Here is a 13,859-nt window from a genome sequence, read left to right as displayed (position 1 = left end):
CATCGTCCCCGAACTCCCCAAAACCCGCAGCGGCAAAATCATGCGCCGCCTCCTGCGAGACGTCGCCGAAGGACGCGAACTCGGCGACACCTCCACCCTCGTCGACCCGAGCGTCTTCGAAGCGATCGCCCGCGGGTAACTATGAGAGCGGCGGACCCGGCCACAAGTGATGAGGGGGTCCGGGTCCGCCGCTGGCGCACTACTCCGACTTCGCCAGGCCGTCGCGCACAGGCCGCAGTGCCGATCGAACCGCCGGATGGCAGACAGCCCCGCCCCCGAACCACTCTCGCACCGAGCAGGGTTCGTGAACGATGATTCGGTTGTCGCCGGATGAGCCGGTCGGCCTCGCTCAGGAGCCGCCGAACATCTCCGCCATCCGGCGGTCCATCTCGTCGGGCGGCACGTCCTCCACGTGGGTGGCCACGGTCCACCGGTGCCCCCACGGATCCTCGAACGAGCCGCTGCGGTCACCGTAGAACTGCGTGGTCATCGGCGTGAGCTCCTTGGCGCCCGCGGCCAGTGCGGCGGCGAAGGCGGCGTCGGCGTCCTCGACGTACACATACAGGTTGACGGGGGTGCCGCCGACCGTCTTCGGATCGAGGAAATCCATATCAGGGGCCGGATCGCCGAGCATGACGACGGAATTACCGAACATCAGCTCGCAATGCGCGATCTTGCCGTCCGGGCCGGGCATGCGCATGCGCTCGGTGGCCCCGAAGATGCTCTTGTAGAACTCGATCGCCGCCGCCGCGCCGTCGATCGCCAGCCCCGGCGAGACCACCGGATATCCATCGGGAACGGGTTTGACATCGGACATGATCAACCTCCGGTCGAGGCATTGTGTCGGACCATGCCGAGCCTATTCCCGCCACCGGCGCGATTGGCCGGATCGTCGGAAATCAGGGGCCTGCGACACCCTGTAGCCGACGCACCTGCGCCGCGGTGAGCGCACTGAGCACACCGGGGTCCACCGACTCCGGCGCGGTCACCGCGACCTGCACCAACGTGCTTCCGACCTGAACGATCGCGACGGACGAGCCGAGGGTGAGACCGTCGCTGGTGGCGCGCACCTGGAAGGCTGTGGCGGCTTGGCCCTCGGCGGGCTGGGCGAGCCCGCCGATCCGGTAATCCACCGGGATATCGGTGGCGTCGGCGCCGGAATAGCGCACGCACCGGCGCAGCGTCTCCTGCACGGCCGAGAACGCGCCGCCGAGCGCGTCGTGCGGATAACTCGCCGCGTCGATATCGATGCTGGAGAAATTCGGACCCGCGTATTGCGTGGACGCCTGGGCGAGGGCGCCGGCGTGTTGCGCGCCGATCGGAGTCAGGACTTTCGCGCATTCCGGCGGATTGGTCGCGGACGCGCCGGACGGTGCGATCCCCGTGTCGGCGCGCGGCGGCAGGGCGGTGAAGCCGGACGGCAGGTTCGCCTCGCCGAGCAGCTGGGCGCCCAACCGGCCGGAGTCGGTCTCAGGGCCGGCCGTCACGGGCGCCGCGGCCACCGCCGGGCCCAGCGGCGGCAGTTCCGGGAGTCCGGGGACAGCACTATCGGAGGACCCGCAGCCCGCGGCGAGAGCGACGGACGCCGCCGCGATCGGCAGGCCGGCCGCACGGATCATTCGGTCCACGACACCTGCGTATCGATCGTCTGCCGCAGCGTGCTGTCGCTGTTCGGATCGCGATAGGCCTGGTGACCGCCGACGGTGATGGACCCGGCCACCGGCAACGGCAATCCGAGATCCACCGTGATGGTGCCCGCGCCCTGCATGACGTAGTCCTGGATGTCCAGGGTGCCCGCGTTGTTCGGCAGGTTCCACACCGGCGACTTCGGCTTCTGGGTCACGTGCAGTTCGATGGTGAGCCGGTCTCCTTCGCGCTTGCTCAGCGTCGCGGTGGTCACCTGGTCCAACAGGACGCCGCCGGTGACCTCTTGGCGCACCGTCCAGACCGCGCCCTCGCCGACGGGCTGGTCGGGAAAAGCGATCGACCGGTAGACCGCCTGGTAGAACGCCTGCTCGAGGGCGGCGCGGGCGGTGTTGGACGCGTCCGGCGCCGGCTCGAGCCGCAGGGCGGTGATCGCGCCGAGATCGCTGAGGTCGAAGCCCGCGTGCGAGCCGCCGATCTTGGTGAGCGCCTTGGCCAGCGCCGGGTCGGGCGAGGTGACCGTGCCGAGGGTCAGATCTATCCCTTCCGCGGTGGTCTGCGCGGTCATCGGAATGGTCAGCGCCGGGGTGGAGAAGTCGCGCTTGGGCTGGTGATCGATCTGCTGTTCGATGTGGTGCGCGGTGTAGAGGGTGACCCGCTGCACGGTGCCCGCCGGATACTCCGGCCGCAGCAGCGACCGCGGCTCGGCGCCGACCGATTCGACCGTGGTCACCGCGGCCGCGATCGGCACGGTGACTTCCTTGCCGAGTCCCAGCGGCTCCGTGCCGTCGGACTCGCCGCGCGACTCGGCGCCGTCGCCGCAACCGACACCGAAGGCCGAGAGCCCGACCGCGAGCACCATGAGCAGCACGCCCGAGCGCGCGATCCGCGGAAGGTGGGGGGAAGACAACACCGTCACGTGCATCAGGGTACGACCGCTTCCTGAGTGTCAGCTGGGACATCCGGCCCGTGCGCCGGTCGGCGTGCCGGGCCGGCGCCGACGGCCGCTCCGGCCGGGGCAATCGGACGCGCGCACCGAGCGTGATCGCGCTCGAGAGATGATGGTGCGTGTGAGTGACGACCGGCCGCCCGAGGACATCCCAGCGCACACCTCCGATCCGACGACCTCGTCGGCCCCGCCGCAGCGCCTGCGCACGCTGCTCGTCCTCGCCGCCGTCGTGCTCGGCCTGGATCTGCTCACCAAGACCATCGCGGTCGCGAATCTGACGCCGGGCGATCCGGTGTCGATCGTCGGTGACTTCGCGCGCCTGAGCCTGGTGCGTAATCCGGGCGCGGCGTTCTCCATGGCCACCGGTATGACCTGGTTGCTGACGCTGGTCGCCGCCGCCGTCGTCGTCGGCGTCGTGCGCATCGGCCGCACCCTGCGCTCACTGGCGTGGACGATCGGACTGGGCATGGTGCTCGGCGGGGCGCTCGGCAATCTGATGGACCGGCTGTTCCGCGCCCCCGGCCCGCTGCAAGGCCACGTGGTGGATTTCGTGGCGGTCGGCTGGTGGCCGGTGTTCAACGTCGCGGACTCGGCCATCGTCTGCGGGGCGATCCTGCTGGTGGTGCTCACCGTGTTCGGCTACGAACCGAACGGCACCCGGGTCGGCCACGGCAAGCCCGACAGCGCGAGCGAGGGCAGCGCGGCATGAGGGAGACCAGGACCATGCCCGTCCCCGACGGGCTCGACGGCATGCGCGTCGACGCGGGCTTGGCCCGGCTGCTCGGCCTGTCGCGCACCGCGGTGGCCGCGCTCGCCGAGGAGGGCTCGGTACAACTCGACGGCATCGCCGCGGGCAAGTCCGACCGGCTCACCGCGGGGGCCTGGCTCGAGGTGATCTTTCCCGAGCCGAAACGCGAGCTGACCATTGAGGCCGAACCGGTCGAGGGCATGAAGATCCTCTACGCCGACGACGACATCGTCGCGGTCGACAAGCCGGTCGGCGTGGCCGCGCACACCGGTGTCGGCTGGAGCGGGCCGACCGTCGTGGGCGGGCTCGCCGCGGCGGGATACCGCATCTCCACCTCTGGCGCCCACGAGCGGCAGGGCATCGTGCACCGCCTCGATGTCGGCACCTCCGGTGTCATGGTGGTCGCGCAGTCCGAGCACGCGTACACGGTGCTCAAGCGCGCGTTCAAGCAGCGCACCGTCGACAAGCGGTATCACGCTCTGGTGCAGGGGCATCCGGACCCGAGCAGCGGCACCATCGATGCCCCGATCGGCCGGGCCAGGGGCAACGACTGGAAGTTCGCCGTCACCGCGGACGGGCGACCGAGCATCACCCACTACGACACCGTCGAGGCGTTCCAATCGGCGAGCCTGCTGGACATCCACCTGGAGACCGGCCGCACCCATCAGATCCGGGTCCATTTCTCCGCGATCCGGCACCCCTGCTGCGGCGATCTGACCTACGGCGCGGACCCGCGCCTCGCCGAGCGGCTCGGGCTGCAACGACAGTGGCTGCATGCCCGGTCGCTGGGCTTCCAGCATCCGGCCGACGGCCGCTACCTGGAGATCACCAGCGAGTACCCGGACGACCTGAAACACGCCCTGGACGTCCTGCGCGATGCCTGATCGCCGGCTGTCGCCGTGGCGTGGGGCCGCCCTCGCCGCGGCGGCGGTCGCGCTGATCGCGCTGGTCTTCGCACTCGGCGCGCTGCGTCCGCCGTACCGCGCCGCGGTGTCCACCGACCGGCTCGGGCCCGACCAGGGCGAGCAGGTCGCGGATTATCTCGCCCGTTCCCGTGATTCGTTGCACGCGGGCGGCGAGGGACAGCACTGGGCGTTGGTGTCGTTCACCGAACCCGCGCTTCCCGAGCAGATTCCCGCCTACAGCGGCGGTATGCGCGTCTCTCGAGTGCTCTACCGGGTACCTGTTCCACGCGTGCAAACGCCGCTGGTGACCGTACCCGTACCGGAAGGCGTTGACGCGGCGGTGGATTCGGCCCACTACGCGGCTTGGTTGCTCCCCCGCCCCATGGACGACCGCTCCGCCCGCGTGATCGCCTTCTCGGCCGCGCGACTGCGGGAGGGCTGCGCCTGCGTCGTCGGGCTCGTCGTCCGTGGTCCCTCGGCGCGATTGCGGGAGCTGGCCGGCCAGAACGGCGTTCGCGCCGTCCAGGCCCTGCCCGCGGACGCGGTGGCGGGGAGCTTCGCGGTGGCCCCGCTGCTGCCCGACTACCGCGACGTCGTCCTGCCCGGCCCCGACGACGGACCCGTCCCCGAACCGTGAGCGGCCGCGCCGAGCATCTCAGTCCGGCAGGGTGACCACTCCGTCGAGGTAGCGGCGGCATCGCCCGAACAGCAGCACGCGGTCGCCCGCCAGTTCGCAGCGCAAGCTTCCGCCGCGGCGCGAGAGCTGCCTGGCGTGCAGCTCCGTGCGGCCGAGCCGTTCACTCCACAACGGGACCAGCTGAGCGTGCGCCGAACCGGTCACCGGATCCTCCAGGACCCCCACCGCGGGAGCGAAGAAACGGGAGACGAAGTCCACCGAGTCACCGGGTGCGGTGACGATCGCGCCGCGCGGCAGCGCGGGGAACGCCGACAGCACGGGCGCGGCATCGCGCACTTCCTGCTCGGTCGCCACGACGATCACCTCGTCGGTGCCGGAATACGCGCGCACCGGACGCACTCCCAGCGCCGCGACGAGCGCTGGATCAGGCTGTACCGGAATGCTCGGCACGACCGGCAGATCGAGGACGAACTCGTCGTCGTCGGTGCGGTCGACGTGCAACCAGCCGCTGAGCGTGTAGAAGCTCACCCGATCCTCGCCGGGATGGATGTCGGCCAGGATCTGCGCGGCGCTGGCCAGGGTGGCGTGCCCGCACAGGGCGACCTCCGTCCTCGGCGTGAACCACCGGAGATGGAAAGCGGGCCACTCGCCCGGCGGCGCGCCCGCCTCCGGAGGTAAGCGCGAAGTGTAGAACGCCGTCTCGGCGAGGTTGTTCTCCTCGGCCAGCTGTTGCAGCAACGCATCCGGCAGCCACGACGGGAGCGGCATCACCGCGGCCGGGTTGCCCGAGAACGGTGCGTCGGCGAACGCGTCGATCTGGTGCAGCAGTACCTCCATAGTCTCCAGAAGGTACTCCAACTCTGAATGGCCGCTTCGCACAAGGCTTCTCGTGGCGCGGCTAGTCAGGCGTCCAGTCTGTCAGGCGGCGCCGCCGGGTGAGCTGGGCAGCAGTTGCCGCTTGTCACCGAGCAGCACCGCGCTCACCCACCAGGCTGCCTCGACCAGCACAATGCCGACCAGGCCGCAGATCACCGCCGCACCGGTGAGCGCGGCGTCGGAGGGATCGAGTTTGAAGAACTCGCGGGTGAACGGAACGGTGAACAGGACGACGTACGCGCCCACCGACACCGCGATCAGCACCACCTTCCACCAGACGTACGGCCGCGCGACGATGGCCAGCACCCACACCGCGATCATGATCAGCGTGATGAGCGCGGTGGTGCCCGCCTGGACCTTCTGCTGCTCGGTGGCCTGCGGCCCGGCGTAGGCGATCAGGTACGCGACGAAGGTGGCCACGCCGATCACGACGCCCGACGGGATGGCCAAACGCATGACACGCCCGACGAAGCCGGTGCGGGCACGCTCGTTGTTGGGCGCGAGCGAGAGGATGAACGCCGGAATGCCGATGGTGAACCAGGCCGCGATCGTGACGTGGCGCGGCAGGAACGGATAGCCGATGGGCTCATAGCCGAAGATCTGCGAGCCGACTCCGGCGACCCCGATCAAGAAGGCCAGCAGCACGGAATAGACGGTCTTGGTGAGAAACAGATTGGAAACCCGCTCGATGTTGCCGATGACCCGCCGCCCCTCGCCGACCACATAGGGCAGCGTGGCGAACTTGTTGTCCAGCAGGACGATCTGCGCCACCGCCCTGGTCGCGGGGCTGCCCGAGCCCATGGCCACGCCGATGTCCGAATCCTTCAGCGCCAGAACGTCGTTGACTCCGTCGCCGGTCATCGCCACGGTGTGCCCGCGCGACTGCAGGGCGGACACCATCGCGCGCTTCTGATCGGGACGGACCCGGCCGAAGGTGGTGTTGTGGTCGAGCGCGTCGGCCAGGCCGTCGCGGTCCTGCGGTAGCTCCCGCGCGTCGATCGGGTGGCCGCCGCCCGGCAGGTCGAGCGAGGAGGCCACCGCGCCGACCGACACGGCGTTGTCGCCGGAGATGACCTTGATCTCGACATCCTGGCTCGCGAAGTATTCGAGCGTGGCGCGGGCGTCGGGCCGGATCTTCTGCTCCAGCACGACCAGGGCGGCCGGCCGCACGAGGCCGGGGGCGTCGGGTGCGTCCACCGGACGGTCGCTACGAGCCAGCAGCAGCACGCGCAGACCGGAAGCGCCGAGTTCCTCGGCGACCCGCGCCTCCGCGGAGTCCGGGGTGAGCAGCACATCCGGCGCGCCGAGCAGCCAGTCGCCGTGCTCGCCGTAGGAGCAGCCGCTCCACTTCTTGGCCGAGGAGAACGGCGCCACGGCGGTGCGCTGCCAGCCGGGACCGTCCGGCAGCCCCTCGGCGATCGCCTGCACGCTCGCGTTCGGCCGCGGATCGTCGGCCGCGAGCGCGGCCAGCACGGCGCGGACCTCGCCGTCGTCGAAGGCCTCCGACGTCTTGATGTCCGACAGCCGCATGCCGATCTCGGTCAGCGTGCCGGTCTTGTCCGCGCACACCACGTCGACCCTGGCCAGCCCCTCGATCGCAGGCAGTTCCTGGACCAGGCACTTGCGCCGGCCCAGCCGCACCACGCCGACCGCGAATGCGATGGACGTCATCAGCACCAGCCCCTCCGGCACCATCGGCACCAGCGCGGCCACCATGCCGGTGACCGCGGGACGCCACGACTCCTTGCTGGAGACCAGCTGGTTGTAGACGCTCAGCAGGCCCGCGGGAACGAGCAGGTAGGTGATGAACTTCAGGATCTTGTCGATACCGCTGCGCAGCTCGGAGTGCACCAGGGTGAACTTGCTGGCCTCCTCCGCCAGCCGCGCGGCGTAGGCCTCCCGGCCGACCTTGGTGGCACGGTAGGCGCCGGACCCGGACACCACGTAGCTGCCCGACATCACCGTCGCGCCGACCGCCTTGTCGATCGGGTCGGCCTCGCCGGTGAGCAACGACTCGTCCACCTCGAGCTGTTCGGACTCCTCGATCGTGCCGTCCACGACGATCTGGTCGCCGGGACCGAGCTCGATCAGGTCGTCGAGCACCACCTCGCGCGGTGCGATCTCGACCGCCGTGCCGTCGCGGCGGACGGTCGGCTTGGCCTGGCCGACGATCGCGAGTTGGTCCAGGGTGCGTTTCGCGCGGATCTCCTGGATGATGCCGACCGCGCTGTTGGCGACGATCAGCAGGCCGAACATGCCGTCGATGATCGAGCCGGTGGCCAGCACCAGGACGAACAGGACTCCGAGGATGGCGTTGATCCGGGTGAAGACGTTGGCGCGCACGATGTCGCGGACGGAGCGCCCCGCGCGATCCGGGACGTCGTTGGTCAAACCGTCGCGGCGGCGTTGCTCGACCTCGGCCACTGTGAGTCCGGTGGCGCCCGGGGCCTGCACGGTAATCGACATGACCGCAAGGCTACGTGACAACTACTTTCGTCTTCGTGCGGCGAAGCAGGTCCATCCCCGGTGTGACGTTCGGCACGAGCGCGTTCTTCTTGTGGGGACTTTTCCCCGCCTTCTTCGGTTTGCTGGCGTTCGCCAGCCCCGGCGAGGTGCTGGCGCAGCGGATCGTCTGGACGCTGCTCGTGGTGGTCGCGGTGCTCGCGGTGAGCGGGCGGCTGCGCGAGCTGCGCGGCATCGACGCACGCGTCTGGCGGCTGGCGGGCGTCGCCTCCGCCGCGATCGCGGTCAACTGGGGTGTGTACGTCTACGGCGTCACCTCTGGTCACGTCGTGGAGTGCGCGCTCGGGTACTTCATCAACCCTTTGGTCACCGTCGCGTTCGGCGTGGTGATCTTTCGTGAGCGGCTGAGCAGGGCGCAGTGGGCCGCCCTGACGCTCGGCGCGACCGCGGTGGCCGTGCTCACCGTGGACTACGGCAGACCGCCGATCATCGCACTGGCACTGGCCTGTTCCTTCGCCACCTATGGCCTGGTGAAGAAGGTCATCCCGCTGGACGCGCTGCGCGGCATCGCCGCCGAGGGCATCGTCGCCGCGCCGTTCGCGCTGGCATTCGCGATCGCCTTGGTGATCACCGGGCACAGCCGATTCACCACCGGCGCCGGGCATACCGCGCTGATGGTGGCCACCGGACCGGTGACCCTCGTGCCGCTGTTGCTGTTCGCCGTCGCCGCCCAGCGGGTTCCGCTGTCCACCATGGGCCTGCTGCAATATCTCACCCCCGCCCTGCAGATGGCTTGGGGCGTCGCCGTCGCGCACGAGCCGATGCCTGCCTCCCGCTGGGCCGGTTTCGCCCTGATCTGGGCCGCGCTGGCGATCTTCACCACCGACGCGCTGCTCCGCGCGCGGCGCGGGCGACGCACACCGCGCCATGTCACCACCGAGCCCGGCCCGCACCCGGACGAAACGCGATCCGCGCCGTGAGAAGAGGCCCTGCTACCGACGTAGCAGTCATGCTACGCTTGTAGCATGACTGCGCTACCCGCTCGCGACTTGCGAAATCACACCGCCGAGGTATTGCGCCGCGTCGAGGCAGGCGAGGAGATCGAGATCCTCAAGGACAATCGGCCCGTCGCGAAGATCATCCCGTTACCTCGGCGTCGACAGTGGGTGCCCGCCCCGGAAATCCTTCGCGAACTGGTTCGCCTCGGCCCGGACACCACAGGCCTGCACCAGGATCTCCGTGAGACGCTGACCGATACGACGGACGACTTGCCGTGGTGAAGGCCGAACGCGCACTCGCGGACACCTCGATATTCATAGGTCTCGAGGCAGAGCGTTTCGACCCGGCACGATTCGACGGATACGAGTGGGGTGTTTCGGTCATCACCCTCGGCGAACTACGTCTCGGTGTGCTGCGGGCCGCGAGCCCGGACGTATCGGCCCGCAGGCTGGCGACCTACCAGCTCGCGAAACAGTTCCAGCCACTGGAACTGGACGAGGCCGTCTCGGAGCACTGGGCGCTGCTGGTCGCGCGTCTGCGAGCCGCCGGGCGCAAGGTGCCGATCAACGACAGTTGGATCGCGGCGACCGCGCTGGCACACGATATTCCGATTGTGACCCAGGATGGCGATTACGACGCGATGCCCGACCTGAAGGTGCTGAAGTTGTAGCAGGTTACGAAGCGCGGCGCACCGGCCACGCAGACCGTATCGACGCCGAGCGAACGTTGCCGCGCCGGGGGATCCGGGGGAAAGAAGGCGGGCCGGTCGCCGGGGCGAACCCCGGCGACCGGTCCGTTCGATCGTGCGGACTAAGCGCAGGCCGCCGACTGCTGGCCGAGGTTGGTCAGCATGGTGCAGGCCCACGCCTTCTGGATCTTCCACTTGCCGTTGTCGGCGACGAACGGCACGTCGACGATGTTCTCCTGGCCGTTCAGGATGAACTTGGCCTTCGCGTTCACGCTGTCGCCGAACGAGGTGACGTCGGTGACCTCGATCTTCACGTCGGCGCCCGCCGCGGCCTGGGACAGGCGGTCCGGCAGCGTCGGATCGGCTTCGGCGCCCTGGACGTTGTCCAGCTTCTCGGAGGCGGGGACCGTCGGGTCGAGCGCGCGGGCGAGGGCGGTGTTCAGCTCCGCGGGGGTCGGGACCGGAGGCAGGTTCGCGCTCGCGGTCGCCGACGCCTTGGCGCTGGTCGACGTCTTCGCGGCAGGCTTGCTGTCCTTGTCGTCGCCGCAGGCGGTCAGGCCAAGCGCGGCGACGATGGCCAGCCCGGCGATCGCTGTGCGTCCAGTCTTACGAAGCTTCAACTGCTCGTCCTTTGCGTTCGAGAGGTCCGTGTCTGTTCCACCATGGCAGCCGCCACCCGAACCGGCGGCGCTGCACGAGGTCCCAGGCTACCGGCACCGGGCGGCGCCGCCCGGGTCCACACGGGACCGACGAAGGTGGTCGGCAGCGAACGTACGCGCCCGACCGGGGGATGTCGAGCGTCGGCCGGGTCCGTCAGCGCAGACTGTCCAGCGGATCGGCCCGGGTGAGCGCGGCATCGTCGGCGGCGAAGGTGCGCGCGGGACCCGGACCGGTGGAACGGGTTTCGAAGCGGACGGTCACGACGCCGAGCCCCGCGCCCTGCACCCAGCCGTGGCCGTGCTCGGGGTGCGTCACGTCCATGCCGGGATGCCAGACGGCGACGGGCAAGGTGGGCGCGGCGGTATGCGCTGCCTCGCCGATCGCGGGTGGGGGTGCCGGCTCGGGCAACGGTTCCGCCACGGCGATCTCGGCGGCGGGGCCGCGATCGAGCTCGGGGAACAGCGACTCCTGACGTACCGTGGACAGCCCCCCGTAGCCGACCCCGACGAGGCGGATCGGACCCAGTTCCCGCGGGTCGAGCGCCGAACGCTGGGCGGCGGCGGCGAGGGTGGCCAGGTCCTCGGTGGCGTAGGGCAGGGTGAAGGAGCGGGTGACGATGCTCATATCGGACTTCTTCAGTTTGAGCACCACCGTGCGCGCCGCGCGGCCGTCCCGGGTCAGGCGCCGGTGCGCCGCGGCGGCCATGTCCTCGATGGCCGGACGAAGCTGCTCGAGGCTGACGATGTCGGTCTCGTAGGTGGTCTCGGCGCTGATCTGCTTCGCCTCGGTGCGTTCGGCCACCGGACGGTCATCGATGCCACGCGCCAGCCGGTGCAGCGCCGCGCCCACGCTGCCGCCGAGAATCGACATCGCCTCCGATTCCGGCAAGGCGGCGAAGGCGCCCACGGTCTCGATGCCCAGCGAACGCAATCTGCTCTCCGCGACCGGACCGATGCCCCACAACTTGCGCACCGGCAGACCAGCGAGCAGATGCTGTTGCTCGACTGGCGAGATCACCCGGATCCCATCGGGTTTGGCCAGACCGGAAGCAATCTTCGCGAGCTGTTTCCCGGTGCCCGCCCCGACCGAGGCGGTCAACCCGGTCCGTTCGCGCACCACCGCGCGCAATTCCGCACAGAACGCGTGCACCTGGGCCACCGTCGCGCCCGCCAACTCGGCGGGCTCGCCGAACGCCTCGTCGAACGACAACGTCTCCAGCACCGGTATCCGGCTGCGCAGCGCGTCGAAGACCTGTCCGCTCACCACGCCGTAGACCGCCCCGCGCGGCGGCACCACCACCGCGGTGACGCCGACCAACCGGCGCGCCTGGTGCATCGGCATCGCCGACCGCGCGCCGAACACCCGCGCCTCGTAGCTGGCTCCGGCAACGACGCCGCGCCCTCCGGTCCCACCGACCAGCACCGGCCTGCCGCGCAAGGTCGGCCGGGTCAGCTGCTCGACCGAGGCGAAGAACGCGTCCATGTCGATGTGCAGCACCCAACGCCGGGCGGCGCTGTCCGCGTCGGCGAGCTCCGGAGGATGCTCCGGACTCACCGGGCTTTCGCCGGGTGTTGTCCCGGACCGGGTCGCCGGCGCGGCCGCGCGCTCCACACTCGGCTTCTCGGTACGCACGGCTGCAATGTACGCCCGCCCACCGACACCTGGAGGCAGCGGTGACGCTGTGCGATGGCTGTGCGCTAGCTGCCGGTTGCCTGCCGGTCTCGGCACCGGCTCCGGATGGCCGCCGTTCCGCCGTGGTGGCCTTGATCTGCCCTTTTCCGCCGTCGAACGATGTACTGGAGAGTCTCGAATAACCCGCCGACCTACCGCCGGGACGCAACCTGACTCGCGGTCCGATATGTGATGATCGGACCCATGAATATCCGCAAGGCCGTCATCCCGGCCGCTGGTATCGGCTCTCGCCTGCTTCCGCTGACCAAGGCCATCCCCAAGGAGATGCTGCCGGTCGGCGACAAGCCGGTGATCGAGCACACCGTCCGCGAGCTGGTCGCTTCGGGCATCACCGACATCACCATCGTGGTCAGCGGCGGAAAATCACTGATCCAGGATCACTTCCGCCCCAACCCGGCGCTGGTGGCCCAATTGCGCGCGGACGGCAAGACCGCCTTCGCCGACGCGGTCGAGGAGGTCGGCGAGCTGTCCCGGCTCGGCCACATCACCTACCTCGACCAGCACGGGCCCTACGGCAACGGCACCCCGGTGCTCAACGCCGCGCGCAATCTCGGCGACGAGCCGATGCTGGTGCTGTGGCCGGACGACGTATTCGTCGCCGAGGTGCCGCGCGCCCAGCAACTCATCGACGCCTATGAGGCCACCGGAGCCCCCGTCCTCGCACTGATGCCGATGGACCCGTCCGAGTCGCAGCGCTACGGCGTGCCGGTGGTCGCCGACGACCACGGCAACGGCCTGCTGCGCATCACCGGGCTGCGGGAGAAGCCTAAGCCGAAGGACGCGCCGTCGTCCTTCGCCGCAATCGGCGGCTACGTCGTCACCCCCGGCATCATCGAGGAACTGCGCACGCAGACCGAGGCGTGGTACGAGCACCGCACCGGCGAGGTGTATCTCACCGATGCGATCAACGTGCACGCGGCGAACAACCCGGTCTTCGGGCAGGTGATCCGCGGCCGGTGGTACGACACCGGCAACCCGGCCGACTACTTGGTGGCGCAATTCGCCTCGGCGCTGGCGCATGCGCAGTACGGACCGTTGCTGCGCACCCTCGCCGACGGCCTCGACAACTGATCAGCCCGCACCGCAGCCGACAGCGCTGAGCCGCTGTGCCCAGCCGGCCACAGCACGCGGCACATGACGCCGCCGAACAACCTGCACCCGGCCCAGGGTCGGCGCCGACGGGCGATATCGCGGCCCCGACCACACCCCTGGGTTCTAGGAGTCGTCGCAACACCCCAGTTCAGGGGAGACTGCGGTGGACTTCAGGATTCAGCCGGAGCGGAAGACGGGGCCGGGTAAGAAGCTGCGGGCCGAGCGGGCGGAGTATCTCCGTCTCGTGGATCTCGGTTACAGCAACAGAGCGGCGTCACAGATGGTCGGCGTCAACGAGCGCACAGGGCGTGAGTGGCGCAACGGCCGTGATGATCCGAAACGTAGGAGGCTGCCCGCTCGGCACGAGCGGGCAGCCTCAGCTGTATCGAAGTCGCGATATCTGAGCGAGAACGAGCGCATCCATATCGCTGACCGGCGGCGAGAGCGGGCGGGTATCCGCACGATCGCGGGCGAGCTGGGACGCAGTCCATCCACCATCAGCCGCG

At 69.8% G+C, this 13,859-nt stretch carries 15 protein-coding genes; 8 read left to right on the top strand and 7 right to left on the bottom strand.

Annotated features, from left to right (window positions below; genetic code table 11):
• Positions 1–349 precede the first annotated feature (349 nt).
• From M8859_RS36400 to M8859_RS36390, 3 genes are all read right to left on the bottom strand, one after another.
• Positions 350–817: a VOC family protein gene (locus tag M8859_RS36400; protein ID WP_159929817.1), complete on the bottom strand. Its 468-nt coding sequence runs from the start codon at positions 815–817 to the stop codon at positions 350–352.
• Between the two features lie 82 nt (positions 818–899).
• A complete protein-coding gene (locus M8859_RS36395; protein ID WP_159929851.1) occupies positions 900–1,619 on the bottom strand; it encodes a sensor domain-containing protein in 720 nt (239 codons plus the stop codon).
• Positions 1,616–2,569, bottom strand: a complete 954-nt coding sequence (locus M8859_RS36390; RefSeq protein ID WP_159929815.1) for a hypothetical protein — start codon at positions 2,567–2,569, stop codon at positions 1,616–1,618. Before M8859_RS36390 ends, M8859_RS36395 begins: the two co-directional genes overlap by 4 nt.
• A 133-nt stretch (positions 2,570–2,702) precedes the next feature.
• Between M8859_RS36390 and lspA the strand changes: the two genes are divergently transcribed.
• The 3 genes from lspA to M8859_RS36375 are packed head-to-tail and all read left to right on the top strand — an operon-like array spanning position 2,703 to position 4,883.
• A complete protein-coding gene (gene lspA / locus M8859_RS36385; RefSeq protein WP_195072223.1) occupies positions 2,703–3,302 on the top strand; it encodes a signal peptidase II in 600 nt (199 codons plus the stop codon).
• Positions 3,299–4,225 (top strand): RluA family pseudouridine synthase, encoded by a 927-nt coding sequence (locus M8859_RS36380; protein ID WP_195072222.1) that lies wholly within the window; start codon positions 3,299–3,301, stop codon positions 4,223–4,225. Before lspA ends, M8859_RS36380 begins: the two co-directional genes overlap by 4 nt.
• Positions 4,218–4,883 (top strand): hypothetical protein, encoded by a 666-nt coding sequence (locus M8859_RS36375; protein ID WP_249645655.1) that lies wholly within the window; start codon positions 4,218–4,220, stop codon positions 4,881–4,883. The genes M8859_RS36380 and M8859_RS36375 overlap by 8 nt, the downstream gene beginning before the upstream one ends.
• A gap of 18 nt (positions 4,884–4,901) precedes the next feature.
• On the opposite strand, the gene M8859_RS36370 is transcribed toward M8859_RS36375, so the two are convergent.
• Together M8859_RS36370 and M8859_RS36365 are read right to left on the bottom strand one after the other, a co-directional pair.
• Positions 4,902–5,720, bottom strand: a complete 819-nt coding sequence (locus M8859_RS36370) for a PhzF family phenazine biosynthesis protein (protein ID WP_195072220.1) — start codon at positions 5,718–5,720, stop codon at positions 4,902–4,904.
• A gap of 81 nt (positions 5,721–5,801) precedes the next feature.
• Positions 5,802–8,225, bottom strand: a complete 2,424-nt coding sequence (locus M8859_RS36365; RefSeq protein ID WP_195072219.1) for an HAD-IC family P-type ATPase — start codon at positions 8,223–8,225, stop codon at positions 5,802–5,804.
• A gap of 35 nt (positions 8,226–8,260) precedes the next feature.
• Here M8859_RS36365 and rarD point away from each other — a divergent pair, with 35 nt between their 5' ends.
• The 3 genes from rarD to M8859_RS36350 are packed head-to-tail and all read left to right on the top strand — an operon-like array spanning position 8,261 to position 9,891.
• On the top strand, positions 8,261–9,202 hold the full coding sequence (rarD, locus tag M8859_RS36360; RefSeq protein WP_159929803.1) for an EamA family transporter RarD: 942 nt from the start codon (positions 8,261–8,263) through the stop codon (positions 9,200–9,202).
• 45 nt (positions 9,203–9,247) lie between these two features.
• Positions 9,248–9,502: a type II toxin-antitoxin system Phd/YefM family antitoxin gene (locus M8859_RS36355; RefSeq protein WP_159929801.1), complete on the top strand. Its 255-nt coding sequence runs from the start codon at positions 9,248–9,250 to the stop codon at positions 9,500–9,502.
• Complete coding sequence (locus M8859_RS36350) at positions 9,499–9,891, top strand: type II toxin-antitoxin system VapC family toxin (RefSeq protein WP_159929849.1); 393 nt, start codon at positions 9,499–9,501, stop codon at positions 9,889–9,891. The genes M8859_RS36355 and M8859_RS36350 overlap by 4 nt, the downstream gene beginning before the upstream one ends.
• Before the next feature lie 140 nt (positions 9,892–10,031).
• Here the strand turns inward: M8859_RS36350 and M8859_RS36345 are convergent, their stop codons facing one another.
• Positions 10,032–10,529, bottom strand: a complete 498-nt coding sequence (locus tag M8859_RS36345) for a WKL family lipoprotein (protein ID WP_159929799.1) — start codon at positions 10,527–10,529, stop codon at positions 10,032–10,034.
• A gap of 193 nt (positions 10,530–10,722) precedes the next feature.
• A complete protein-coding gene (locus M8859_RS36340; protein ID WP_236565715.1) occupies positions 10,723–12,051 on the bottom strand; it encodes a DNA polymerase IV in 1,329 nt (442 codons plus the stop codon).
• Positions 12,052–12,444: 393 nt separating this feature from the next.
• On the opposite strand from M8859_RS36340, the gene M8859_RS36335 reads away from it, so the two are divergent.
• Positions 12,445–13,332 carry a UTP--glucose-1-phosphate uridylyltransferase gene (locus M8859_RS36335; RefSeq protein WP_201295378.1) on the top strand — a complete coding sequence of 296 codons (888 nt, stop codon included), beginning with the start codon at positions 12,445–12,447 and terminating at the stop codon, positions 13,330–13,332.
• 184 nt (positions 13,333–13,516) lie between these two features.
• Positions 13,517–13,859, top strand: a 343-nt coding sequence (locus M8859_RS36330) for a helix-turn-helix domain-containing protein (RefSeq protein ID WP_249645654.1), incomplete at its 3' end; no start/stop codon positions are given.

It is taken from the genome of Nocardia sputi, from assembly GCF_023501985.1.
This window is presented reverse-complemented; position numbering and strand designations above follow the sequence as displayed.

Excerpts from the sequence above, each read along its gene's own strand:
- M8859_RS36340 (WP_236565715.1), bottom strand. The coding sequence starts at position 12,051 with ATGGACGCGTTCTTCGCCTCGGTCGAGCAGCTGACCCGGCCGACCTTG.
- M8859_RS36365 (WP_195072219.1), bottom strand. The coding sequence starts at position 8,225 with ATGTCGATTACCGTGCAGGCCCCGGGCGCCACCGGACTCACAGTGGCC.
- M8859_RS36355 (WP_159929801.1), top strand. The coding sequence starts at position 9,248 with ATGACTGCGCTACCCGCTCGCGACTTGCGAAATCACACCGCCGAGGTA.
- M8859_RS36335 (WP_201295378.1), top strand. The coding sequence starts at position 12,445 with ATGAATATCCGCAAGGCCGTCATCCCGGCCGCTGGTATCGGCTCTCGC.
- M8859_RS36390 (WP_159929815.1), bottom strand. The coding sequence starts at position 2,569 with ATGCACGTGACGGTGTTGTCTTCCCCCCACCTTCCGCGGATCGCGCGC.
- M8859_RS36395 (WP_159929851.1), bottom strand. The coding sequence starts at position 1,619 with ATGATCCGTGCGGCCGGCCTGCCGATCGCGGCGGCGTCCGTCGCTCTC.
- M8859_RS36370 (WP_195072220.1), bottom strand. The coding sequence starts at position 5,720 with ATGGAGGTACTGCTGCACCAGATCGACGCGTTCGCCGACGCACCGTTC.
- lspA (WP_195072223.1), top strand. The coding sequence starts at position 2,703 with ATGATGGTGCGTGTGAGTGACGACCGGCCGCCCGAGGACATCCCAGCG.
- M8859_RS36375 (WP_249645655.1), top strand. The coding sequence starts at position 4,218 with ATGCCTGATCGCCGGCTGTCGCCGTGGCGTGGGGCCGCCCTCGCCGCG.
- M8859_RS36400 (WP_159929817.1), bottom strand. The coding sequence starts at position 817 with ATGTCCGATGTCAAACCCGTTCCCGATGGATATCCGGTGGTCTCGCCG.
- M8859_RS36380 (WP_195072222.1), top strand. The coding sequence starts at position 3,299 with ATGAGGGAGACCAGGACCATGCCCGTCCCCGACGGGCTCGACGGCATG.